Consider the following 21,944-nt stretch of genomic DNA (forward strand, 5'->3'; position numbering starts at 1 on the left):
CCGCGCTTGCGCCGGATCAGCCCTGACCCGGGTGGAGGACGACCTTGGTGTAGCCCTCGATCCGCTTGTCGAACTTCTCGTAGGCCGACGGCGCGTCCGTCAGGGGCAACTCGTGGGAGACCACGAAGCTCGGACGGGCGCGGCCCTCGATGATCATGTCGCGCAGCTGCCGGTTGTAGCGCTTGACGTTGCACTGCCCGGTGCCCAGCCGCAGGCCCTTCTCGAAGAGCCGGCCGATGGCGACCAGCAGCCGGCCGCTCTTGGCCTGCTCGTCCGGGCCGCCGGGGTCGGACGGCACGTACAGGCCCGGGATGCCCAGGGCACCGGTGGGGCGCACGGTGTCGATCAGGGAGTTCAGCACCGCCGCGGGCTCCTCGCGGCCCGCGCCGCCGGCCTGGGCCTGGTAGCCGACCGCGTCGACGCCCTTGTCGGTGCCCTCGCCCTGGGTGTGCTCCTTGATCTGGTCCACCGGACTGCCCTTGGTGAAGTCGATCGGGACCGCGCCGATCTCCTCGGCCTTCTGCAGCCGTTCCGGCACGCGGTCCACGACGAACACCTTGGCCGCCCCGCGCAGCATCGCCGAGTACGCGGCCATCAGCCCAACCGGGCCACCGCCATACACCGAGACGCTCTCGCCGGGGGAGACCTGGGCGAGCTCACAGCCGTGGTACCCGGTCGGGAAGATGTCGGCGAGGAGCACGAAGTCGGACTCGTTGGCGGTGCCGTCCGGCAGTTTCAGACAGTTGAAGTCCGCGTACGGTACGCGCACGTATTCCGCCTGACCGCCCGGCCAGGGGCCCATGGCCACATAGCCGTAAGCGCCTCCGGCGAACCCCGGATTGACCGTCAGGCAGTAGCCGGTGAAACCCGCCGAGCAGTTCTTGCAGAATCCGCAGGCGACGTTGAAGGGCATGACCACGCGGTCGCCCTGCTTGAGGGTGGTGACACCCTCGCCGACCTGGTCGATGATGCCCAGGTTCTCGTGGCCGAACACGATGCCGGGCTCCGCGGCGGTCCGGCCCTCGTACATGTGCAGGTCGGAGCCGCAGATCGCGGTCGACGTCACCCTGACGATCACGTCGTTGGGGTGCTGCAGGCGTGGATTGTCGACTTCCTCGACGGCTACTTCGAACGGTCCTTTGTAGACGACGGCCTTCACGTGGACACCTCCGATTGGTGTCTGATTCGCGGCTTACGTGACCTATTTCTCATGCTGCCCCCTTGGGCAGTGCGAGACAAGCCAGCTATTCTTCACGTGGAATATGGCGATTTGTGATTGACCGCGAGGAAAGGCGGGAAGAATGGCCCACCGCTCAGGAACGCTGCTCGTCCCCGTGCCCGGCCTGTCCGGCACGGTGTACCCGGTGGGCACGCGCGTGGCCATCAGCGGACGGGGCTCGGCCGTCGACGCCTTCGTGGACGGCGACTGGCTGCCGCTGTCGTGGTGGGAGTTCGCAGAGGGCCGCAACGACGACGTGTACGAGGGCCCCACCGCCTGACGTCCCTCCCGTGCCCGTGACGCCGCTTCGGCAGCCGTCGCAGGGCGACGAGTTACCCAGCCGGTAACGGCAACTCGCCCAGCGGGCCACCGAGGTCGGCGTCCTCGCGGACCATGACCGGTTTGTGGTGGCCGAGTTGGGGGCGCGGGTGCTTCCCTCGGCCGCCGTGACGGCGGCGATCACCGCAGGCACCTTCCCGCCACCGGTCAGCGCGCCGCCACGGCCTGTGTGCCCAGCCCCGCGAGCCGCGCCAGTCGGCGGTGCGAGTCCAGCAGTGCCGACCGGTCGTAGCCGGCCGTGGTGACCAGCACCTCGTCCGTCCCGGTGCGTCCGACCAGGCCCGACAGCGCGGCCGTCACCTCGGCCTCGGTGCCGTGGACGCCCCCCGACAGCGTCCCCTCGAACACGTCGCGCTCGCGCGCCGTCATGTGCCTGGCCAGCACCTCGTCCGGCGGCGCCAGCGGCGGGAATTCGCCCTGCGTACGCGAGTGCGCCAGCGACCAGGCCTCCGACACCAGAAGCCGCCGCGCGGCCTCCGTCGTCTCCGCGACGGACACGGTCGTCGACACCACGACGTACGGCCGCGCCGCCCCCGCCGAGGGCCGGAACGCCGCGCGGTAGCCCTCGATCGCCTCCCGCATGCGCTCCTCGCCCCGCACCGCGGCGATCACCAGGGGGAGCCCGAAGGCCGCCGCCGTGGCCGCTCCCGCGCCGGTGGCCAGTACGAACGCCGGGACGCGCATCCCCTCCGGCGGCCGCGCGTGCACCGCGCCGGGGCCAGCCGTGCCGGTGAAGTAGCCGAGCAGCTCCGTCAGCAGTTCCTCGAAGTCCCCGGCGGCCTGGGCATCGCGCCCCAACGCCCGGCGCACTCCGTCCGTGAAGCCCACCGACCGCCCCAGCCCCATGTCGATCCGCCCGGGGAACAGCGACTCCAGCACCCCGAACTGCTCCGCCACCACCAGCGGCCGGTGGTTGGGCAGCATGACCCCGCCCGTGCCCACCCGGATCCGGGACGTGGCTGCGGCGACCGCCGCGGCCAGCACCGCCGGCGAGGATCCCGCCACCCCCGGCACCCCGTGGTGCTCCGACACCCAGAAGCGCCGGTAGCCCAGTTCCTCGGCGTGCCGCGCCAGCCACACCGTGTCCCGCAACGCCTGCGCGGGCTCGGCGCCCTCGCGGACGGGGGATCGGTCGAGGATCGAGAACGGAATCGGGGGGAGCTGCGGTGCGATCACCTTTGGTGCAACGCCCACCGCGACGCGGGATTCCCGGGTGGCGGCGCCCCGGACGCCGCTCAGTCCTCCCGGCGGGCGTACGTCACCATCAGCACGCCGCTCTTGTGCGTCCGCACCTCGGTCACGTCGTACGCCTGCGGGGCGAAACCGCCCGCGAACAGCGGGACGCCGGCGCCCGCGACCACGGGGTTGAGCTTGACGACCAGCTCGTCGATCTCCGGGCGCAGCGAGGCCGCCAGCCGGCCGCCCCCGCACAGCCAGATGCCAGCCCCGTCCCGCCGCTTCAGCCCGCGCACGAACTCCAGCGGGTCACCGGAGACCAGCTCCACCGCGGGGTCCGGGCTCGCCGTCATGCTCCCGGACACCACGTACTGCCGCAGGTGCGGATAGGGACTGGTCAGCCCGAAGGGCAGCCCCACCTCGTACGTGGCCCGGCCCATCAGCACCGTGTCGAACCGCCGGTTCGGCGCGTCGGCGATGCCCAGCGGGCCGCGGGCCTGCGCCGGCAGGGTCTCCGGGTACTCGGCGAGGACCGTCTCCATGTGGTCGCCCACGGCCGCGAGGAAGTCGTACTCGCCCTCCGGCCCGGCCACGAACCCGTCGATCGTGGACGCCACGAAATACGTCAGCCTGCGCATGCTGCCCCCTGGTACGCGATGATCGTCGACCGGCGCCAAGGTAGTCCGTGGAGGGATCCCACCGCCACGCGATACCCCGGCCCCCGGAGTAGATTCGGTGACGACCCGCGGGGGACGGCGGGGGATGGCGGAGGCTGGGATGACGGAAGCCGCGGGCGCGACGGACCGGGCCGGGACGCTGACGCTGGGCGGGGCGAGCGGGCGATGGGTCCTCGCGGCGGTGGTCCTGGGCTCGGGCATGACCCTCCTCGACGGCACCGTCGTCAACGTCGCGCTCCCGACGATCGGCAAGGAGCTCGGCGCCACGCTCGCCGGTCTCCAGTGGACGATCAACGCCTACACGCTGACCCTCGCCGCGCTCATCCTGCTGGGCGGCTCGCTCGGCGACCGCTTCGGGCGGCGCAAGGTCTTTATGATCGGTACGGTGTGGTTCGCGCTGGCCTCCCTGCTGTGCGGCATCGCCCCCAGCATCGAGGTGCTGATCGCCGCCCGCGCCCTGCAGGGTGTCGGCGGGGCGCTGCTCACCCCCGGGTCGCTGGCCCTGATCCAGGCGTCCTTCGCGTCCCAGGACCGGGCCCGCGCGATCGGCGTGTGGTCGGGCCTGGGCGGCATCGCGGGGGCGCTGGGGCCGCTGCTCGGCGGCTGGCTGGTCGACGCCGTCAGCTGGCGCTGGGTGTTCTTCATCAACCTCCCGCTGGCCGTCCTGGTCATCGCGGTCGCCTCCCGGCACGTCCCGGAGAGCCGCGACGAGAGCGTCACCGGCGGCTTCGACGTCGCGGGCGCGGTGCTCGGTGCGGTCGGCCTCGCCGGGGTCACCTACGCCCTGATCTCCGCGGGCGGAAGCCACCCGGACATCGCCGCCGTCTGCGTCTCCGGCGTGGCGGGCCTGGCCGCGTTCGCCGGGTTCGTGGTGACCGAGCGGCGCAGCCCGCACCCGATGCTGCCGCCGAGGCTCTTCTCGAATCGCCAGTTCACCGCCGCGAACCTGGTCACCTTCGCGGTCTACGCGGCGCTCGGCGGCCTGTTCTTCTTCCTGGTGCTCGAGCTGCAGACCGAGGCCGGGTACTCCCCCCTGGCCTCCGGGACGGCGCTGCTGCCCATCACCGTCATCATGCTGGCGCTGTCCGAGCGCGCGGGCCGGCTCGCCGAGCGCATCGGGCCGCGGATCCCCATGACGGTCGGGCCGGCGGTCTCCGCCGTCGGCCTGCTGCTGATGCTGCGGATCGGCGCGGAGGCGTCGTACGTCGCCGACGTCCTGCCCGCGGTGTGCGTCTTCGCCCTGGGCCTGGCGGCCACGGTCGCCCCGCTCACCGCCACCGTCCTCGGCGCCGCCGAGGTACGGCTCGCGGGCACCGCGTCCGGTGTGAACAACGCCGTGGCCCGTGCGGCGGGCCTCCTCGCGGTGGCCGCCCTGCCGCTCATGGCCGGGCTCTCCGGCGACGACTACGAGGACCCGGCGGCCTTCGGCCACGGGTTCCGGGTCGCCGTGACGATCTGCGCCGGGATGCTCGTGGTGGGCTCGCTCCTCGCCTGGTTCGGCATCCGTTCCGACGTGCTCCGCGAGACCCCCGAGGAGCCGGCCAAGCCGGCTCCGGCGTGCAAGCACTACTGCGCCATCGGCGCTCCGCCCCTGCAGAGCGGCGAGGAGTCCGCATGCGGGACGGTGACCGGCGGCGGGCAGGACATGCGCAAGGACCGCCCCCCGGCCGGGTGACCCGCGCGACCGGGTCCGCGCCACCGGGTCCCGGCGCGACCGGGTCAGGGGGGGTCAGTACTCCTCGGACTCCGGTACGAGATGCATCGCGGCCTCTTCGGCGGAGGCGGCCGCCCCGTCGATGCCGATGTCCTGGGCGACCATGCCCTCGGTCTCGTAGTGCGCGCCCTCGTCGGGGGCGACCAGACGCCCGGCGCGCGGGCCCCCGACCTCGCCGTCGATCAGCTCCCCGTCGGTGTCCCACGCGTCCCCGATGCCGTCCCCGTCGGGGACCGGCAGGTCCGGGAGCTCCTCGGCCAGGCGTTCGTCGAGCGTCTCGCCCCGCAGGCGGCCCGCCGCGGTGATGGCGGGCTTGTTCACCGCCCAGGGCCGCTCCGGCGGTGAGTAGCCCTCGTCGAGTATCTGGTCGACACCGTGGTAGTCCAGGGTGTCCTCGGGCTCCAGCAGCCCGGCGTCGTCCTGTACCTCTGACCCGTCGGGCTGGTAGACCTCGTCACCCATCTCGTTCTCTCGCATGTCCGTCTCCTCGCTCACGCGCCGCCACCGCCTCGGCGCCGCCTCGCGGGCCGCGCGCCCCCTCTTTCCCTCCACACTCTTCCGTCCGGACGCCGATCGCCACCCGGAAGCGTGAAAAAGGTCGGTGCGGGAGCGTTCCCCGGACCTTCACCCGCTGTCCCGTGCCCCCGCTGCCCCGGCCGCGCCACCGTCATCCTGAGCGGCGGCCGGGGCAGCGGTCCGAGGACCCGGGCACCGGGGGTCAGCGTCGGGCGGACCGCCGGCCGACGGGACCGAAGTCGTCGTCGCAGTCGCGGCCGGAGAACCCGTGCGCGAAGCCCCTGACCACCCGGAAGGAGGCGGTGGTCTGGACGCGCGGCGGGCACCGCAGCGTCACGGTGTACCAGCCCGGCCGGGTGTGCTTCGGCACCCGGAAGCTGCCGGCCAGCAGGCCGCCGCCCCTGCCCAGGGGCAGCAGGTTGACCTGGCCGCCGGCTTCGGACTGGCCCTTGGAGTAGTTGGCGTCACGGCCGCAGGCCGTGGTGGTGACCATCAGCCGCATTCCGGGGACGGCGTAGTAGGGGGTGACCCATGCATTGGGGAAGTCGGAGGCAGGGGCGGAGGCGGAGGCGGTGGGAACGGTGAGACCGATGACGGCCGCGGCCATGGCGACACCGCCAAGAACGCGTGTTGTAGGCATGAGGCAGCTCCAGGTCGAACGGGCAGGGAGAGGAGCGGTCCCAGGGTGTCCGCTCCACGCGGAGCAAAACAGCACCGTGTGGGGCCTGCCACCCGAAAGCGGTGCTCACGGCGCCGAACGCGTCCCCGCCCGGCCCCGGCTCGCCACGTCACCGCAGGTCACGCCCCCTGCGGACGATCGCCTGCGAAAGTGGGCTGCCTTACCCGCAATCAGGTGACGGACCGACAGGGATACGCTGCCGGAACAAGATTGACGGAGCATCAGAAAATAGGTGGGGCATGCTTCCTCGTGGAGGCCGATCACCTCACGCAGCGCGTCCCGTGCCTCGTGGGAGCTGCCGCCCTGCTCCAGCAGCGCGGCGGCGATCGCGTCCAGCTTGCGCTGGACGGCGTGCTCGGCGCGGCGTTCGGCGTTCTTGAGCAGGGCGAGCAGCAGCAGCGTGACCGCCGTCATCAGATCCGCGGCGAACAGCTGCCACTTCAAGGGCAGCCCGAGGGCGTGGACGACGAGGAAGCCGGCCACCAGGAGCAGGCAGAGGCAGTAGAAGAGCGGCGACGCCGTGAAGTTGGACGTCGCCTCGGCGAGCCGCTCGAACCGGCCCCGTCCGCCGTCCTCGTCGGCCCGCTCGGCCGGATGCCGGAATGCCACGCCGTCCTCCCCGGGGGCTCGTCGACGATGGGCGGTGCGGTGCGCGCGACGTGCCCGGCCGGCCCGCGTCCGCGGACCGGCCGGATCCGGTCCGCGGTCAGCAGATGCGCGGCAACTGCTCGCCCAGCGGCAGGTCCACCACCCGCGTCCCGCCCAGGCCCGTACGGGCGACGACCATGCCCGCGTGGTCCGCCACGCACTCCCCGATGACCGCCGCGTCCGCGCCGAGCGGATGCGCGCGCATCGCGGCCAGCACCTCCTCGGCCACCGCGCGGGGCACGAAGGCGACGAGCCTGCCCTCGTTGGCGACGTACATCGGGTCCAGGCCCAGCACCGCGCAGGCGTTGGCCACCGCGGGTGGCACGGGCACCGCCCGCTCCTGCAGGACGACACCGACACCCGAGGCGGCCGCGATCTCGTTGAGGGCCGCCGCCAGACCGCCACGCGTGGGGTCGCGCAGCACGTGCACGTCCGTCGTGACGCGCAGCACGGCCTCGACGAGCCCGCCGAGCGCCGCCGTGTCGCTCTCGATCTCGACCCCGAACTCCAGGCCCTCGCGCACGCTCATCACGGCGACGCCGTGCGCCCCGATCTCCCCGCTGACGATGACCACGTCGCCCGGCGCCGCGCGCTGCGGACGGATGTCGACACCGTCGGGGATCAGACCGATGCCCGCGGTGTTGATGTACAGCCCGTCGCCGTGGCCGGCTTCGACGACCTTGGTGTCGCCGGTGACGACCTCCACCCCGGCGGTGCGCGCGGCCGCGCCGAGCGCCTCGGCGACCCGCGCCACCAGCGGCATCTCCACCCCCTCCTCCAGGATGAAGCCGCAGGAGAGGTAGGCGGCCCTGGCCCCGCTCATCGCCAGGTCGTTGACCGTGCCGTTGACGGCGAGGTCGCCGATGCTGCCGCCGGGGAAGAACAGCGGCCGCACCACGTAGGAGTCGGTGGAGAACGCCAGCCGGGCCCCGCCCAGCGTCACGGCCGCGGAGTCGGCGAGCCCGGCCAGCACCTCGCCGCCGAAGGCGGGGGCGAAGACGTACCGGACGAGTTCCGCGGACAGCGCGCCCCCGCCGCCGTGGCCCATCACCACCCGTGGCTGGTCGCGCAGCGGCGCCGGGCAGGTCCAGCCGGAGAAGTCCGGGGCGGCGAGGGTCTCTGCGATGTCAGCCAACGGGGCTCGCCTCCAGGGGTGCGCTGGTCCCGCCGAGCCGGCGGTAGAGGTAGTACGCGGCGCAGGCCCCCTCGCTGGAGACCATCGTGGCGCCCAGAGGCGTGCGGGGCGTGCAGGCACCGCCGAACGCCTCGCACTCGTGCGGCTTGATCAGGCCCTGCAGGACCTCGCCGCTGCGGCAGGCGGCCGGCTCCCGCGTGGTGATGCCCGTGACGGAGAACCGGTGCTCGGCGTCGTACTCGCGGTACCGCTCCGACAGCCGCCACCCGCTGTCGGGGATGACCCCGATGCCGCGCCAGGCGCGGTCGGTGACCTCGAAGACGTCCGCGAGCATCGCCTTCGCCGCGGGGTTGCCCTCCGGGCGCACGGCGCGCGGGTAGGCGTTCTCCACCCGGTACTCGCCGCGCTCCAGCTGGTGCACCGCCCGGCGTACGCCCTCCAGGATGTCCAGCGGTTCGAAGCCGGTGACGACGATCGGCACACCGAACCCGTCCGCCAGCTCCGGGTACTCCTCCGTCCCCATCACGCTGCACACATGACCGGCCGCCAGGAACCCCTGCACGCGGCAGTCCGACGAGCGCATGATCGCCTCGATCGCCGGGGGGACGCGCACGTGGGACACCAGCAGGCTGAAGTTGGCGATGCCGAGTTTCCGGGCCTGGTACACCGTCATCGCGTTGGGCGGGGCGGTGGTCTCGAACCCGATGCCGAAGAAGACGACCTCGCGGTCGGGGTTCTCCCGGGCGATCCGCAGGGCGTCCAGCGGGGAGTAGACGACGCGCACGTCACCGCCCTCGCCGCGGACGCCGAAGAGGTCGCGCCCGGTGCCGGGGACGCGCAGCATGTCGCCGAAGGAGCAGAAGATCACCCCGGGGCGGGAGGCGATCTCCAGTGCCTTGTCGATGACCTCCAGCGGGGTCACGCAGACCGGGCAGCCGGGGCCGTGGATGAGCTCCACCTCCTTCGGCAGGAGCTGGTCGATGCCGTGCCGGATGATGGTGTGGGTCTGGCCGCCGCACACCTCCATCAGCGCCCAGGGCCTGGTCACGGTCGCGTGGATGTCGTCCAGCAGCCTCCGCGCCAGCTCCGGGTCCTGGAACTCGTCGATGTACTTCACCGCTCCGCCTCCGCCGTCGTTCCCGCCTCGGCGGCCGCCTGCTGCCAGGGGTCGCCGAACTCCTCCTCCAGCAGCCCGAGGTTCCCGAAGAGGGCGAGCGTCTGCCGCGCCGACTCCTCGTCGAGCCGCTGCAACGCGAAGCCGACGTGGACGATGGCGTACTCGCCGACCTGGAGGTCGGGCAGGTACTCCAGGCACACGTCCTTCACCACGCCGCCGAAGTCGACGGTCGCCATCTTGGTGCCGTCCCGTTCCTCGATCTCCAGCACCTTGCCGGGTACCGCCAGGCACATCAGCTGTCTCCTCGCTGTGGGTGGGGGTTCGTGGGGCCGCCGCGGGCGGCGACGACCAACTGGCCGAGCGCCAGGCCTCCGTCGTTGGGCGGGACGAGCCGGTGGCGCAGCACCGTGAACCCGTCCTCGCGCAGGTCCCGCGCGCACGCGGAGGACAGCAGGGCGTTGGCGAAGACGCCGCCGCTGAGCGCCACGGTCGTGGTGCCCTCCGCCTCCCGAACGGCCGCGCACACCCGGCGCACCAGGTCGGCCACCGCCCGGTGGAAGCGCCCGGCGACCACCCCGGCGGGCACGCCCGCGTGCAGGTCGGCGACGACGGCCGCCAGCACCGGGCCGGGGTCGCAGGCGGTCGCTCCGTCGGCGCCGGCGCCGATGCGCAGGGTGAAGGCGTAGCCCTCTGTGGGCAGTCGGCCCGCCGCCACCGCCGCGGCCTCCAGTTCGACGGCGGCCTGCGCTTCGTACCCCGCCTCGTGGCACACCCCGGCCAGCGAGGCGACGGCGTCGAAGAGCCGGCCCATGCTGGAGGTCGGGACGCAGTGCAGCCCCCGTTCCAACTGGGCGGCCAGCACCGATCGTTCGTCCTCCGGGCAGGCGGCCGTGCAGGGCAGTTCCGGCGCCCAGGGCAGACCGGCCGCCCGCAGATGCGCCAGCGCCATCCGGTAGGGGCGGCGCACCGCCGCGTCCCCGCCGGGCAGCGGCACGTACGCCAGGTGCGCGGGGCGACGGAAGCCGTCGTAGTCGGCGAGCAGGAACTCACCGCCCCACACCGCGCCGTCGTCGCCGTGGCCCGTCCCGTCGAAGGCGACGCCGATCACCGGACGTGTCCCGTCCAGCCCTGCCTCGGCCATCGCCGCCGCGACGTGCGCGTGGTGGTGCTGCACCAGCCGCAGCGGCCGCTCGCCCGCGGAGCGCCGGGCCCAGCCCACCGAGCGGTAACCGGGGTGCCGGTCCGCGGCGAGCAGCACGGGCCTGACCCCGGTGATCTCCTCCAACTGGCGTTCGGCGGCCGTGAAGGCGGTCAGCGTCGCCAGGTCGTCCATGTCGCCGACGTGGGCCGACAGCCAGGCGTGCCGTCCCTCGCCCACGCAAAAGGTGTTCTTCAGGTCGCCGCCCACGGCGAGCGCCGGTGCCACCTGCACGGGCAGGGGCACCGGGAAGGGCGCGTAACCGCGCGAGCGGCGTACGGGCAGTTCCTCGCCGTCGCAGATCCGCACCACCGAGTCGTCGCACGGCACATGGATGGGCCGGTCGTGCGTCAGCCATGCGTCGGCCAGGCCCGCCAGCCGTTCCAGCGCCTGCTCGTCGTCGGTGACGATGGGCTCCCCGCCCAGGTTGCCGCTGGTCATCACCAGCAGCCGGGGCCCCGGGGGATCGCCCGGCAGCCCCAGCAGCAGATGGTGGACCGGCGTGTACGGCAGCATGACCCCGAGGTCGGCGACCCGCGGCGCCACGGCCTCCGCGACCCTGCGCACCCCCGCGCGCCGCCGCAGCAGGACGATCGGCCGACGCGCGCCGATCAGCAACTCCCGCTCCGCCGGGCCGACCTGGGCCAGCCGCTTCACGTCCGCGACGTCCCGCGCCATCAGGGCGAACGGCTTGTCGCCGCGGTCCTTGCGGGCCCGCAGCAGCCGTACGCTCTCCTCGTTGCCCGCGTCGCAGGCCAGGTGGTAGCCGCCCAGGCCCTTCACCGCGACGACCGCGCCCGCCGCCAGCAGCCGCCGTGCCTCCGCGAGCGGTTCGCCCTGCCATGTCGTGCCGTCCGTGCCGTCCGCGCCCTTCGTGCCGGGCAGGACCAGCCGCAGCCGGGGACCGCAGTCGTGGCAGGAGACGGGCTGGGCGTGGAAGCGGCGGTCGGCGGGGTCCTCGTACTCGGCCCGGCACGTCGCGCACATCGGGAACCGGGCCATCGTGGTGTTGGGCCGGTCGTACGGCAGGCCGGTGACGATCGTGAAGCGCGGCCCGCAGTGCGTGCAGGTGATGAACGGGTGCCGGTGGCGGCGGTCCGCGGGGTCGCGCAGCTCGGCCAGGCACGCCTCGCAGGTGGCGGTGTCGGGGGAGACCAGGGTGCGGGAGGCCGCGTCGCCGGGGCGCGAGGGGCTGATGGTGAAGTCCGTGCCGCCCGCGAGGGGGAGCAGATGATGGGAGACCGACTCCACCACCGCCAGCGGCGGCGCTTCGGAGCCGATCCGTGTGCAGAAGGACGCCACCGCGCCGGGGGCGCCCTCGACCTCGGCGACCACCCCGTCGCCGGTGTTGCCGACGTGGCCCGCGAGCCCCAGCTCACGGGCCAGACCGAACACGAACGGCCGGAAGCCCACTCCCTGCACGACCCCCCGGACCAGCACCCTGCGGCGCTGCGCGGTCCGGGCCGCGGGCCCCGGCTGACCCGGCATCAGTGCGTGTGGCCCACGGAGTGGGTGTGCCCGGCGGCGTCCTGGTGCGGGTGCTCGTGCGGGTGCTCGTGCGCATGGGTGTGCCCGTGCGCGTGGCCGTTCTCCACGGCGGTGCGCGCCATCACCGGACGGTGCACCGCGGCCCCCGCGTGCACGGCCAGCGCCCGCTCCAGCAGCACGCCCGCGCCGTCGCCGTCCCGCGTGGACGTGACGACCACCTCCACGCCCGGGTTGACCTGGGCGACGGCCGCCAGGAAGGCCGCCTCGTCGAAGCCGGCCGCCTCGGCGATGTCGTGCTTCGTCACGATCACCAGATGCGCCAGGCCGAAGGCCGTCGGGTACTTCAGCGGCTTGTCCTCGCCCTCGGTGACCGATGCCAGCACCACGCGCAGTGACTCGCCGAGGTCGTACGAGGCGGGGCAGACGAGGTTGCCGACGTTCTCCACGAACAGCAGGTGGGTGCCCTCCGGCAGCCAGGAGTCCACCTGCGACCGCACCATCGCCGACTCCAGGTGGCACAGCCCGTCGGTGAGCACCTGCCGCACCGGGGCACCTGAGCGGGCCAGCCGGGTCGCGTCGTTCTCGGTGGCCAGGTCGGCGGTGAGCGCCGCCACCGGCACCCCCCGCAACCGGGCCAGCCCCAGTTCCGACTCCAGCAGCGCCGTCTTGCCGCTGCCCGGGCTCGACAGCAGGTTCACCATGACGGTTCCGCGTGCGGCCAGTTCCCGGCGCAGATCCTGTGCGCCACGGTCGTTCCTGGCGAGCACGGACTGCTGCAGATCGGTCACTTTGCACATGGTCCTCAGCGCTCCTCGGGGAGTGTGGCGGCCGGCCGGCGCTGCGCGGCCCACCGCACCTCGGTGATCCGCAGTTCACGGCCGGACAGCAGCTCCGTCGCCGCGCTGTCACAGCCGGGACAGGTCAGCCGCGGGGGCATGCCGGTGGGCCAGTCCCGCGCGCAGCGCGCACAGCGGGCCCGGCCGGGGACGGTCTCGGTGGTGAGGGCCGCGCCCTCCAGTACGGTGCCGGTGCAGGCGAGGTCGAAGCTGAAGGCGAGGGCGTCCGCCACGACACCGGCGAGTTCGCCGACCTCCAGGTGGACGGACTCCGCGGAGGGCGCCGCCCCCGTACCGTCCGCGAGCCGGGCGGCGGCCTCCTCGACCTGCTCCACCACCGCCACTGCGATGGACATCTCGTGCATCGGTCTCTTCTCCGGTGTGCGGGTGCCGGCCGGGCCCCGGCTGCCGGCGCGCCCGGTGGGCGGTGCCGGCGGCTGACGCGGCTCATTGAAGGCCCGGCGCCCGGGGCACCCGGCCCGCCACGCCGCCGGGGCGGCGACGGCCTACCCGTTCGGCCTCACATGGACCGGATGTGCAGGTAGCGCTTCACGTCGGGCAGGACGCGGGACAAGGCGAGGGCGGCCACGGCCGCGCCCACCGCGCTCAGGGCGATCTTCCACATGGCGGGGTGCTCCTTTCTGCTCGTTGCCGGGATCTGTGGCGCGGCGGGCCGGTCAGGCCACCGCGTGCGGGTCCGCGGGCCGGTCGCACTCCTCACCGACGACCCGCAGCACCAGGCGTACGGCCTCGTCCACGGCGGCGGCCACGGGAGCGCTCAGACCGATGCCCTCCTCCAGGCAGGCCGGCTCGCAGCCCACCACCAGGACCCGGGAGGGCCTGGGGGCATCCGTCCCGGCGCTGAGGGTGTCGAGCAGCGCCAGTACGGTGTCCGGGGTCATCCGGTGCCCGTCCACGAGGGCCTCGCCCGGGCCGTCGCCGCCGGGCGGCGGAGCCTCGATGAGGTGCAGCGTGCCGGGGGAGCCGCCGCGCGCGACGGCGTCGACGAGGACCACGCTGCGGTACCCGTCGAGGAGCTGGTAGGCCAGGTGCACGCCCCGCACGCCGGTGTCGGTGACGTGGACGCCGTCGGGCAGCGGGTGCCCGGACAGCCGGCGCACCACTTCGACGCCGAAGCCGTCGTCACCCAGGAAGATGTTGCCGATGCCGGCGACCAGCACGCCGCCCGTGCTCACGCGTCCTCCAGGGGAGCGAGTTCGTCGGGCTGGAAGTACAGGAACCGGCCCTGTTCGCGGCGGATCTCCGCGCCGGGGTCGCCGTCGACCGTGACCGCGAGGTGCACCCCGCCGTCCACGTCGTGCAGCACCGCCTCCACCTGGGCGCTGCGCCCGTGCAGGAACAGGTCCTGTGCGTCGGTGCGCCGCCGTCCCGGCTGCAGTACGACCCGGCTGCCCGCGGCCACCCAGGTGTCGCCCACCATCACGCGGTCCCGGGCCGGGTCGACCGAGGCGTCGGCGCCGGGGTCCCACCAGGGGGTCCGGGGAGCCGCGGCGGGCGGGCCTGCCGGAGCGGTGACCTCGCGCAGCGCGCGCACGGCCCCGTGCAGACGCTCCATCACCTCCGGCGGCATGGACTCGGCCAGGTCGATCACCGCGGCGGCCCGGTCGTCCGTACCGCGCGCCTGCCGCTTCTCCTCGTCGGTGAGGGCGGCGGTGCGCAGCGCCAGGATCTCGTCGATCTCGGTGGCGTCGTAGAGCGCTCCCGGGCTCTCCGGGGCGATCCGCGGATGGTCCTCCAGGATGATGGGGGAGGAGAGCACCACGTTCGCCGCGCCGTGGTCGCCCGCCAGCACCGGCCAGGTGTTCTCGTTGCGGCACTCGGCGACGGCGGCCTTCGCCCATTCCGGCGGGTCCGTCATCGACACGAAGTAGCCGGAGGTCAGGCCCAGCATCAGATGGGCCGAGACCAGCGCGTGCGGCAGTGCCTCCTCGCGGCTGGAGGCCAGGGCGCACCCGGTGTTCTCCGCGACGGCGGTGAGCCTCAGCACCCGATAGGGGCCGGGCAGTTCCTCGGCGGAGATCCGCAGGACGCCCTCCAGGCGTGCCCGGCAGCGCAGGACGCGCCCGGCGGGGCTGCCGTCGGCGCCGGTGACGATCTCGCTCTCCTCCGTCGCGGGGACGGTGAAGGGCAGGACGACGTCCTCGGCGGTCAGCGCCGCGACGTCGACGGACACCTCGACGCGTTCCTCCACGCCCTCGTCCCACGGGACCAGCACCCGGTCCGGCAGCTGGAGTTCGTCGGTGGGCTCGAACTCGCCGTCGCTCAGGATCCGTTCCACCGTGCGCCGCTGGGCGTGCAGGAAGCGCAGTTCCGCGTGGAGCGCGGCGTCCGCGCGCGGCTCCATGAGGATCTGGGTCCGCTGCAGGACGGGTTCGCCGGACGCGTCCGCCCACACCGGGGGCACGAGCACCCCGAACTGCCAGCGCATCCGGTTCTTCGCCGAGGACGCCCGGTACGGGTAGAGCACGTAGCCCTCGAACAGGACGGCGTCGGCGGCCTGACGGGCCGTCGCGAAGCGTTCCGTGGCGGCCGTCACCGGGCGGCACCTCCCGCCGGGGCGGCGGCGCCGGCGAGCAGGGCCTCGACGGTCGCCTCCCAGGAGGGCAGCGCGTTCGCGCTGCGGAAGGACCGCAGCGACTCCAGCGCCGTACGCGGGAGCCGGATCCAGCCGCACCCCGGGAAGTGGGCGTCGATGGTCTCGCGCCACACCGCCACCGGCATACGGCACACGGCCTCCTTGTCCCAGGGCACCGGCTGCACCTGGAAGCCGGCCGGGCCGAGGAAGGCGGTGCCGGAGAAGAGCAGCAGCAGCGGCGCCTCGCCGTCCTCCAGGGCCTCGAAGTACTTCGTCGAGGCGACGTCCATGTCGTAGGTGCACGGCACCGGCAGGTCCACCTCGGTCTCGCCGGTGAAGCCCGGCACCATCAGCGACACCTGGGCGAACTGCATCGGCTGCAGCGTGCTGCCCCACCGCTCACGCTCGCCGAACAGATCGCCGAGGCCCTGCGCCTCGGCCTCGCCGTACGCCCGCTGCGCCGGTTCGATGCGCAACTGGCAGCGCAGCGCGAGGGCGTGCACCCGTTCCCCGCCAGGGGCGGTGATGCGCAGCCGGAAGACCAGCGTCGGTCCGGCGGCGTACCGGTCCGCCCGTACGCCCGTGCAGGCGAAGTCCAGCTCGGTCACGTCGGCAACCCCTCCCGCGGCACCGGTGCGGCCCGCTGTCGTACGTCGTCGAAGAAGGCGGCCAGTTCGGCGCGGGCGCCGGAACCGCCGTCGAACCCCTGCCAGTTCAGGCGCAGCCGGCCCACCAGCTCGTAGGCCCGGTCGACCGGGAGGAGGAAGCACTCGCCCCCGTCGCCCCCGTCGCCGTCCCGGCGGACGAGCAGCGCCTCCACGTCCGGCCGCAGCGCGGCCGCCAGCGGCGAGTCGCCGAAGACCTCCCGCCAGGTGCCCGGATCGACCTCGCTCTCGGTGGCGCCGGCCGGGCTCGGGTAGAGGACCACCGGCCGGTCGAGCACCGAGTTGTGGAAGAAGAAGGCGACCGAGACGGGGATGCGCAGCCGCTGCCAGGAGGCCGTGCCGGGCACCGAGCCCGGGTCACTGAGCACCCGGTCGGGCACGGAAGCGAAGCGGCCCCCGCCGGCGCCGGGCCGTTCGAAGAGCAGCGCGCACGGTACGCAGGCGCAGGCCAGCGCGCGCTTGCCGGTGTCGACCAGGTGCCGGTGGGGTCCCGTCAGCTCCACCCCGCACAGCTCGCAGCGCTCGATCGCGGGCTGCCGGGGCGCCACGAAACGGCGCAGTCCGGCCGCGGGGGTCCGCGGGCTCACGGCGCCCCCGGTGGACGGTTGCCGATCTGCAGCAGCGCGGGCTCGCCCGCCGCCGGGCCTGAGCGCGGCATCTCGACCACCGTCACCTCGGGCGCGAAGCAGGACAGTGCGGCCTCGATGCGCTGCCGGGTGGCGTCCATGGTGCTGGGGCAGCCGCAGCCGCCGTCCTCGCGGGCGTTCAGCCGCAGCGTGCCGGTCTCGGGGTCGAAGTGCTCGATGCCCACCGTCGCCCCGGCGCGCGCCGCTTCGACGGCGCGGCCGACCCGGGTGAGGGTGTCCTCGGGGTGCAGGTCGTGCAGGGTCAGCAGACCCGCCACCATCTCGTCGGCGATCAGCACGGCGAGCGGGTCGGCCGTGCCGTTCTTGAGGAGCGTGACGGCGCGCGTCAGGCCCGCGCCGTAGAACTCCATGAGGGTGCGCACCAGTTCCTCGGCGGCGCGTGCCGTCTCGCCGTCGCCGGAGGCCGCGAACGCGTCGAGGATCTCCTCGACGCGCCGCGCCGTCTGCTCCGCGCTCATCCGGCCATGCCGCTCAGACCGGTGGGGACGTGGAGCTTCTCCACGGTGCGCCCACCGCCGACGTACATGTGGACGCCGCACGGCAGACACGGGTCGAAGCTGCGCACGGCCCGCATGATGTCGATGCCCTTGAAGTTCTCGGGGGAGTTCTCCTCGAAGATCGGGGTGTTCTGCACCGCGTCCTCGTACGGGCCCGGGGTGCCGTAGCTGTCGCGCACGCTGGCGTTCCACGGGGTCGGCGGGTACGGGTGGTAGTTGGCGATCTTGCCGTCGCGGATGACCATGTGGTGCGAGAGCACACCGCGCACCGCCTCGGTGAATCCCACGCCGATGCTCTCGTCCGGGACCTCGAACTTCTCCCACGTCTGGGTGCGGCCCGCGCGGACCTCCTCCAGCCCCATCTCGGCGAAGTGCAGGGCGCAGGCGGCGGCGTAGGCCTGGAAGTACGTGCGGGCCCGGTTGCGCTCCAGGGCGTTGCTCCACTGCGGGATCTTCCACTCGAAGGTGGTCTCCGGCTTGGTGAGCGTCCTGGGCAGGTTGATCAACACGCTGTGCCCGGTGGCCTTCACGTACCCCAGGTCGACCAGTCCGTTGAGCGCGGTGGACCACAGCCGGGCGAGCGGGCCGCCGCCGGTGTCCAGCGCCAGGTGCTCCTTGCCGTCGAACCAGCGCGGGGACATCACCCAGCTGTACTTGTCGCCGAAGTCGCGCTTCTGGGGCGCCGGGATGGTGTGCTGGTTCCACGGGTGCCGCGGGTCGACCGGGTTGCCGAGCGGGTCGTGGGTGACGAACTGTTGCTGGCCCTCCCAGTCCTGGTAGTAGGAGCTGCCCAGCAGGATGCGGATGCCCAGGTTGATCTGCGTGAGGTCGTTGGTGACCAGCTTCCCGTCCACCACGATGCCGGGGGAGACGAACATCTTCCGTCCCCAGTCGGTCATGTTCGCGTACGTGAAGTCGCAGTGCTCGGGGTCGTTGAACGCGCCCCAGCAGCCGAGCATGACGCGGCGGCGGCCGACCTCCTCGTAGCCGGGCAGGGCTTCGTAGAAGAAGTCGAAGAGGTCGTCGTGGAGCGGCACGACGCGCTTCATGAACTCCACGTACCGCATCAGCCGGGTGAGGTAGTCGGTGAACAACTGCACCGACGCGATGGTGCCGACGCCGCCCGCGTAGAGGGTGGAGGGGTGGACGTGCCGGCCCTCCATCAGACAGAACATCTCGCGGGTGTAGCGGCTGACCTGCAGCGCCTCGCGGTAGAACTCTCCCTCGAGCGGGTTGAGCGAGCGCATGATGTCGCCGATGGTGCGGTAGCCGTGCTCGGAGGCGTGCGGGGCCTCGGTGCGGTTGGCCTGCTCCAGGACGCCCGGGTTGGTCTCGCGGACCATCTTCTCGCAGTAGTCGACCCCGACCAGGTTCTCCTGGAAGATGTTGTGGTCGAACATGAACTCCGCGGCCTCGCCGAGGTTGATGATCCACTCGCCGAGGTGCGGCGGCTTCACCCCGTACGCCATGTTCTGCGTGTAGACCGAGCAGGTGGCGTGGTTGTCGCCGCAGATGCCGCAGATCCGGCTGGTGATGAAGTGCGCGTCGCGGGGGTCCTTGCCCCGCATGAAGACGCTGTAGCCGCGGAAGACCGACGAGGTGCTGTAACACTCCGCGACGCGCTTCTGCTTGAAGTCGATCTTCGTGTGGATACCGAGGCTGCCCACGATCCGGGTGATCGGATCCCAGGACATCTCCATCAGGCCACTGCCGTCTCCGGCCGTCTTCGTCTTCGGAGCCATGGTGTGTGCGTGCCCTTCGTCAAGCGGGGGAGGGGGTGGTCAGTGGCCGGGGCGGTGCCGTGAGGTCACCAGGGCGCCTTGTAGCCGGTGGTGAGCTTCCGGCCGGTGTGACGCCACTTGGGCTCCTTGTCCACGGTCCTGGCCGTGATGGAGCGCAGCCGCCGGATCGCCGCGCCGTACGCGCCGCTGGCGGTGCTGGACAGCCGCGCGCCGGGGGGCTCGTCCATGAACGGCATGAACATGTCCGGGAAGCCGGGCATGGTGCAGGCGATGCAGATGCCGCCGACGTTGGGGCAGCCGCCGATGCCGTCCATCCAGCCGCGCTTGGGGACGTTGCACTTCACGACCGGGCCCCAGCAGCCGATCTTCACCAGGCACTGCGGCGAGTCGTAGCGGTCGGCGAACTGGCCCTGTTCGTAGTAGCCCGCCCGGTCGCAGCCCTCGTGCACGGTCGCGCCGAACAGCCATGCCGGGCGCAGCTTGTCGTCCAGCGGGATCATCGGCGCGGAGCCGGCCGCCTGGTAGAGCAGGTAGGTCAGCGTCTCGGCGAAGTTGTCCGGCTGGATGGGGCAGCCGGGTACGCAGACGATCGGGATGCCCGCCTTCGACTTCCACTCCCAGCCCAGGTAGTCCGGCACGCCCATGGCGCCGGTCGGGTTGCCCTCCATGGCGTGGATGCCCCCGTAGGTGGCACACGTGCCGATGGCGACCACGGCCAGGGCCTTGGGCGCGAGCCGGTCGATCCACTCGCTGGTGGTGATCGGCTGGCCCGTCTCGGGGTTGTCGCCGAAACCGCACCAGTAGCCCTCCGCCTTGATCGCCTCGTTGGGGACGGACCCCTCGACGACCAGGACGAACGGATCGATCTCGCCGCGCTCGGCCTTGAAGAACCACTCGATGAAGGTGTCGGCGCCCCCGACCGGACCGCACTCGAAGTCGATCAGCGGCCAGTGCACCTGGATCTTGGGGAGCCCGGGAAGGCCGCCCAGGACGATCTCCTCGATGCTGGGCAACGTCGCGGCGGTCAGCGACACCGAGTCGCCGTCGCAACTGAGCCCCGCGTTGATCCAGAGAATGTGGATCGGGGCCTGCTCGTCCCCGGCTGCCGGGGTACGCGCGGCGTCGTTCTTGGTCGAAGCAGTCGCATCCATCGGGATGCCTCCTCATCGAGCGACAAATGCCACATAAAGGCATCTATCCCCCTTGATAGCGAGTGGCTCGCCGGGAGGGGATGTCGAAGAGGGCCAATACGGTGACCGCCCCGCGATCCGCGCAGCCGCCCCTCAGGGGCAGGAGGCCGCCGACGCCTCCCGCAGGTGCGCTGGGGTGCCGGCGGGGGTGCGGCGGTGGACGAAGGCGGAGCGGAGGGCGTGGTACGGGGACCGGGGGTCGAAGAAGGCCTCGCGCATGCGGGACAGCTCCTCGGCGCGGTGGGACGCCAGGGGGCGCTCCGCCTCGCGGCGCTCGGTCTCCGCCTTCTTGGCGGCGATCCTGGGCTGGGTCCCGGCCGTACGGGCCAGGCGGGCCGCGAGGCGGGCGACGTCGGCGCCGAACTCCTGCGGGCCGCACATCAGCAGTCGGTCCACCAGGCCGATCCGCAGCGCGGCGGCCGCGCCGACCGGGAGCGCCTGCTCCGTCAGGCGCGCGGTCATGGCGGGGCCGACCCGGCGGGGCAGGGTGTACGTCCAGTACTCGGAGCCGTACAGGCCCATCAGGCGGTAGTGCGGGTTGAGCACCGCGCCCTGGCGGCACCAGACCTCGTCGGCGGCGAGGGCGAGCATCACGCCGCCCGCGCCCGCGTTGCCGCCGAGCGCGGCGACCACCAGGCGGTCGGTGGTGGTGAGGACCGCTTCGACCAGGTCGTCGATGGCGGTGATGTTCGCCCAGGACTCGGCGCCCGGGTCCGCGGCGGCCTCGATGGTCTTGAGGTCGATGCCGTTGGAGAAGACGTCCCGGGTGCCGCCCAGCACGAGTACCGAGGTGGGCCGCGTGCAGGCGTGGCGGTACGCGGTGAGGAGCCGGCGGCAGTCGGCGGCGGACATCGCGCCGCCCGCGAACGTGAACGACAGGACGCCCGCCGCGCCGTACTCGCGGTAGCGGATGTCGGCCCAGGTGGCACGGTCGCCGGCGAGTTCGGGGGGCAACGGTTCCTCCGGCAGCGGCGGCAGGAGCGCGCCGAGGGCGGTGACGGCGGGCAGCGCGAACGTGGGCGGGCCGCCGGGGGCGGGACGGGGCCGCAGCCGGGGGATCCACACGGCGCCGTCGCGGGTGGCCCGGCAGACCGCGCCCGCGCGGGTGGCCAGCAGCCGCCCCGGCTCGCCGTGCAGCCGGTCCTCGGGGTGGCCGCCGTGCAGGAACCAGCGGGCGCCGAGGAGCTCGTCCAGGACGCCGGGCCGCGAGTCGGCGGCGCGCAGCTTGCGCAGCACGGTCGTGGTCGGGTCGGCGGCCCAGTCGATGCGCCGCTCGTCCTGGCCGAGGGCGGGGCGGAGGCGGACGACCGCTCCGAGGGCCGGGTCGCCCTGCTGCCGCGGGACGTACGCGCCCGTCGCGAACCGGTCGACGGCCAGCAGGACGGCCTCCATGGCGGCGTCCGAGATCTCGCCCCGGTACAGGTCGCTCTTGCCGACCGGGGGCACCGTGCAGTCCACCGCGGCCCAGACCGGGCCCGCGTCCATCTCCTCCTCGGCCTGCAGGACCGTCACGCCCCATGCGGCGACACCCTCCTGGACGGCACGGTCCAGGGAGGCGGGGCCGCGGTCGCCGGGTGGCCCCGGGTGCACGACGAGGCAGGTGCGGGCGGTCCTGACGTCCGCGGGGATCGCCGCCTTGAGCATGGGTGCCACGACGAGTTCCGGCTCGTGGCGGGCGACCGCCGTGCGCATGGCGTCGCCGTCCGGTGTCACCTCCACGGCGACGGTGTGGCCCAGCTCGCCGAGTTCCGCGTACATGCGCTGCGTCAGGCTGTTGAACGCCGACGCCATGAGCAGGATGTGCATGACGACCTCCCGGGCCGCCCGGCACGATCGGGGAGGGGGGAGCACCGGCCCCGGCCTTC

23 protein-coding genes are annotated in these 21,944 nt (G+C 73.2%); 2 read left to right on the plus strand and 21 right to left on the minus strand.

The genetic code is table 11. From position 1 onward, the window contains the following. Positions 1-16 precede the first annotated feature (16 nt). Positions 17-1,159 (minus strand): glutathione-independent formaldehyde dehydrogenase, encoded by a 1,143-nt coding sequence (locus ABZ312_RS31745; RefSeq protein WP_500324042.1) that lies wholly within the window; start codon positions 1,157-1,159, stop codon positions 17-19. Positions 1,160-1,301: 142 nt separating this feature from the next. Between ABZ312_RS31745 and ABZ312_RS31750 the strand changes: the two genes are divergently transcribed. Next, on the plus strand, positions 1,302-1,499 hold the full coding sequence (locus ABZ312_RS31750; RefSeq protein WP_499509599.1) for a hypothetical protein: 198 nt from the start codon (positions 1,302-1,304) through the stop codon (positions 1,497-1,499). 206 nt (positions 1,500-1,705) lie between these two features. On the opposite strand, the gene ABZ312_RS31755 is transcribed toward ABZ312_RS31750, so the two are convergent. Then, the gene (locus tag ABZ312_RS31755; protein WP_500439259.1) at positions 1,706-2,734 is read right to left on the minus strand and encodes an MsnO8 family LLM class oxidoreductase; all 1,029 of its coding nucleotides are present in this window, start codon (positions 2,732-2,734) and stop codon (positions 1,706-1,708) included. Positions 2,735-2,793: 59 nt separating this feature from the next. Beyond that, complete coding sequence (locus ABZ312_RS31760) at positions 2,794-3,372, minus strand: dihydrofolate reductase family protein (protein WP_500324044.1); 579 nt, start codon at positions 3,370-3,372, stop codon at positions 2,794-2,796. Positions 3,373-3,511: 139 nt separating this feature from the next. Between ABZ312_RS31760 and ABZ312_RS31765 the strand changes: the two genes are divergently transcribed. Continuing rightward, complete coding sequence (locus ABZ312_RS31765; protein ID WP_500324045.1) at positions 3,512-5,086, plus strand: DHA2 family efflux MFS transporter permease subunit; 1,575 nt, start codon at positions 3,512-3,514, stop codon at positions 5,084-5,086. 54 nt (positions 5,087-5,140) lie between these two features. On the opposite strand, the gene ABZ312_RS31770 is transcribed toward ABZ312_RS31765, so the two are convergent. The 18 genes from ABZ312_RS31770 to ABZ312_RS31855 all read right to left on the minus strand — a co-directional run bounded on the left by ABZ312_RS31770 (position 5,141) and on the right by ABZ312_RS31855 (position 21,885). After that, complete coding sequence (locus tag ABZ312_RS31770; protein ID WP_499509595.1) at positions 5,141-5,602, minus strand: DUF5709 domain-containing protein; 462 nt, start codon at positions 5,600-5,602, stop codon at positions 5,141-5,143. Positions 5,603-5,843: 241 nt separating this feature from the next. Next, on the minus strand, positions 5,844-6,281 hold the full coding sequence (locus ABZ312_RS31775; RefSeq protein ID WP_499509594.1) for a sortase: 438 nt from the start codon (positions 6,279-6,281) through the stop codon (positions 5,844-5,846). A gap of 105 nt (positions 6,282-6,386) precedes the next feature. Next, complete coding sequence (locus tag ABZ312_RS31780; protein WP_500439260.1) at positions 6,387-6,929, minus strand: low affinity iron permease family protein; 543 nt, start codon at positions 6,927-6,929, stop codon at positions 6,387-6,389. 97 nt (positions 6,930-7,026) lie between these two features. Then, the gene (gene hypE, locus ABZ312_RS31785) at positions 7,027-8,094 is read right to left on the minus strand and encodes a hydrogenase expression/formation protein HypE (protein WP_500324245.1); all 1,068 of its coding nucleotides are present in this window, start codon (positions 8,092-8,094) and stop codon (positions 7,027-7,029) included. A 1-nt stretch (position 8,095) separates the two neighbouring features. Beyond that, complete coding sequence (gene hypD, locus ABZ312_RS31790; protein WP_500324047.1) at positions 8,096-9,220, minus strand: hydrogenase formation protein HypD; 1,125 nt, start codon at positions 9,218-9,220, stop codon at positions 8,096-8,098. Then, positions 9,217-9,513 (minus strand): HypC/HybG/HupF family hydrogenase formation chaperone, encoded by a 297-nt coding sequence (locus ABZ312_RS31795; RefSeq protein WP_500324048.1) that lies wholly within the window; start codon positions 9,511-9,513, stop codon positions 9,217-9,219. The genes hypD and ABZ312_RS31795 overlap by 4 nt, the downstream gene beginning before the upstream one ends. Next, the gene (gene hypF, locus ABZ312_RS31800; RefSeq protein ID WP_500439261.1) at positions 9,513-11,906 is read right to left on the minus strand and encodes a carbamoyltransferase HypF; all 2,394 of its coding nucleotides are present in this window, start codon (positions 11,904-11,906) and stop codon (positions 9,513-9,515) included. The genes ABZ312_RS31795 and hypF overlap by 1 nt, the downstream gene beginning before the upstream one ends. Beyond that, the gene (gene hypB / locus ABZ312_RS31805) at positions 11,906-12,703 is read right to left on the minus strand and encodes a hydrogenase nickel incorporation protein HypB (RefSeq protein ID WP_500324050.1); all 798 of its coding nucleotides are present in this window, start codon (positions 12,701-12,703) and stop codon (positions 11,906-11,908) included. Before hypB ends, hypF begins: the two co-directional genes overlap by 1 nt. A 5-nt stretch (positions 12,704-12,708) precedes the next feature. Next, positions 12,709-13,107, minus strand: a complete 399-nt coding sequence (locus ABZ312_RS31810) for a hydrogenase maturation nickel metallochaperone HypA/HybF (protein WP_499509589.1) — start codon at positions 13,105-13,107, stop codon at positions 12,709-12,711. 155 nt (positions 13,108-13,262) lie between these two features. Continuing rightward, positions 13,263-13,367, minus strand: coding sequence for a DUF6893 family small protein (locus ABZ312_RS31815; RefSeq protein WP_499509588.1), 105 nt, complete (start codon positions 13,365-13,367; stop codon positions 13,263-13,265). A 52-nt stretch (positions 13,368-13,419) separates the two neighbouring features. Beyond that, on the minus strand, positions 13,420-13,938 hold the full coding sequence (locus tag ABZ312_RS31820) for a hydrogenase maturation protease (RefSeq protein ID WP_500324051.1): 519 nt from the start codon (positions 13,936-13,938) through the stop codon (positions 13,420-13,422). Then, the gene (locus ABZ312_RS31825; protein WP_500439262.1) at positions 13,935-15,299 is read right to left on the minus strand and encodes a hypothetical protein; all 1,365 of its coding nucleotides are present in this window, start codon (positions 15,297-15,299) and stop codon (positions 13,935-13,937) included. The genes ABZ312_RS31820 and ABZ312_RS31825 overlap by 4 nt, the downstream gene beginning before the upstream one ends. Beyond that, a complete protein-coding gene (locus tag ABZ312_RS31830; RefSeq protein WP_500324053.1) occupies positions 15,296-15,946 on the minus strand; it encodes a DUF6084 family protein in 651 nt (216 codons plus the stop codon). The genes ABZ312_RS31825 and ABZ312_RS31830 overlap by 4 nt, the downstream gene beginning before the upstream one ends. Beyond that, positions 15,943-16,590: a DUF5947 family protein gene (locus ABZ312_RS31835; protein ID WP_500324054.1), complete on the minus strand. Its 648-nt coding sequence runs from the start codon at positions 16,588-16,590 to the stop codon at positions 15,943-15,945. Before ABZ312_RS31835 ends, ABZ312_RS31830 begins: the two co-directional genes overlap by 4 nt. Continuing rightward, entirely contained in the window at positions 16,587-17,108 is a 522-nt protein-coding gene (locus ABZ312_RS31840; RefSeq protein WP_499509583.1) for a NifU-related iron-sulfur-binding protein, read from the minus strand. Before ABZ312_RS31840 ends, ABZ312_RS31835 begins: the two co-directional genes overlap by 4 nt. Further along, positions 17,105-18,889 (minus strand): nickel-dependent hydrogenase large subunit, encoded by a 1,785-nt coding sequence (locus tag ABZ312_RS31845; protein ID WP_500324055.1) that lies wholly within the window; start codon positions 18,887-18,889, stop codon positions 17,105-17,107. Before ABZ312_RS31845 ends, ABZ312_RS31840 begins: the two co-directional genes overlap by 4 nt. 65 nt (positions 18,890-18,954) lie before the next feature. Next, the gene (locus tag ABZ312_RS31850) at positions 18,955-20,040 is read right to left on the minus strand and encodes an NADH-quinone oxidoreductase subunit B family protein (RefSeq protein WP_500324056.1); all 1,086 of its coding nucleotides are present in this window, start codon (positions 20,038-20,040) and stop codon (positions 18,955-18,957) included. A gap of 132 nt (positions 20,041-20,172) precedes the next feature. Continuing rightward, positions 20,173-21,885: a hydrogenase maturation protein gene (locus ABZ312_RS31855; protein WP_500324057.1), complete on the minus strand. Its 1,713-nt coding sequence runs from the start codon at positions 21,883-21,885 to the stop codon at positions 20,173-20,175. Positions 21,886-21,944 lie beyond the last annotated feature (59 nt).

Source organism: Streptomyces sp. NPDC006207 (assembly GCF_040613835.1).
Lineage (GTDB): Bacteria > Actinomycetota > Actinomycetes > Streptomycetales > Streptomycetaceae > Actinacidiphila.

Bases quoted from the DNA above. Each gene is read 5' to 3' on its own strand.
- ABZ312_RS31760 (WP_500324044.1), bottom strand. From the start codon at position 3,372: ATGCGCAGGCTGACGTATTTCGTGGCGTCCACGATCGACGGGTTCGTG.
- ABZ312_RS31775 (WP_499509594.1), bottom strand. From the start codon at position 6,281: ATGCCTACAACACGCGTTCTTGGCGGTGTCGCCATGGCCGCGGCCGTC.
- ABZ312_RS31765 (WP_500324045.1), top strand. From the start codon at position 3,512: ATGACGGAAGCCGCGGGCGCGACGGACCGGGCCGGGACGCTGACGCTG.
- ABZ312_RS31770 (WP_499509595.1), bottom strand. From the start codon at position 5,602: ATGCGAGAGAACGAGATGGGTGACGAGGTCTACCAGCCCGACGGGTCA.
- ABZ312_RS31750 (WP_499509599.1), top strand. From the start codon at position 1,302: ATGGCCCACCGCTCAGGAACGCTGCTCGTCCCCGTGCCCGGCCTGTCC.
- ABZ312_RS31815 (WP_499509588.1), bottom strand. From the start codon at position 13,367: ATGTGGAAGATCGCCCTGAGCGCGGTGGGCGCGGCCGTGGCCGCCCTC.
- ABZ312_RS31810 (WP_499509589.1), bottom strand. From the start codon at position 13,107: ATGCACGAGATGTCCATCGCAGTGGCGGTGGTGGAGCAGGTCGAGGAG.
- ABZ312_RS31840 (WP_499509583.1), bottom strand. From the start codon at position 17,108: ATGAGCGCGGAGCAGACGGCGCGGCGCGTCGAGGAGATCCTCGACGCG.
- ABZ312_RS31855 (WP_500324057.1), bottom strand. From the start codon at position 21,885: ATGCACATCCTGCTCATGGCGTCGGCGTTCAACAGCCTGACGCAGCGC.
- ABZ312_RS31850 (WP_500324056.1), bottom strand. From the start codon at position 20,040: ATGGATGCGACTGCTTCGACCAAGAACGACGCCGCGCGTACCCCGGCA.
- hypB (WP_500324050.1), bottom strand. From the start codon at position 12,703: ATGTGCAAAGTGACCGATCTGCAGCAGTCCGTGCTCGCCAGGAACGAC.
- ABZ312_RS31795 (WP_500324048.1), bottom strand. From the start codon at position 9,513: ATGTGCCTGGCGGTACCCGGCAAGGTGCTGGAGATCGAGGAACGGGAC.
- ABZ312_RS31845 (WP_500324055.1), bottom strand. From the start codon at position 18,889: ATGGCTCCGAAGACGAAGACGGCCGGAGACGGCAGTGGCCTGATGGAG.
- hypF (WP_500439261.1), bottom strand. From the start codon at position 11,906: ATGCCGGGTCAGCCGGGGCCCGCGGCCCGGACCGCGCAGCGCCGCAGG.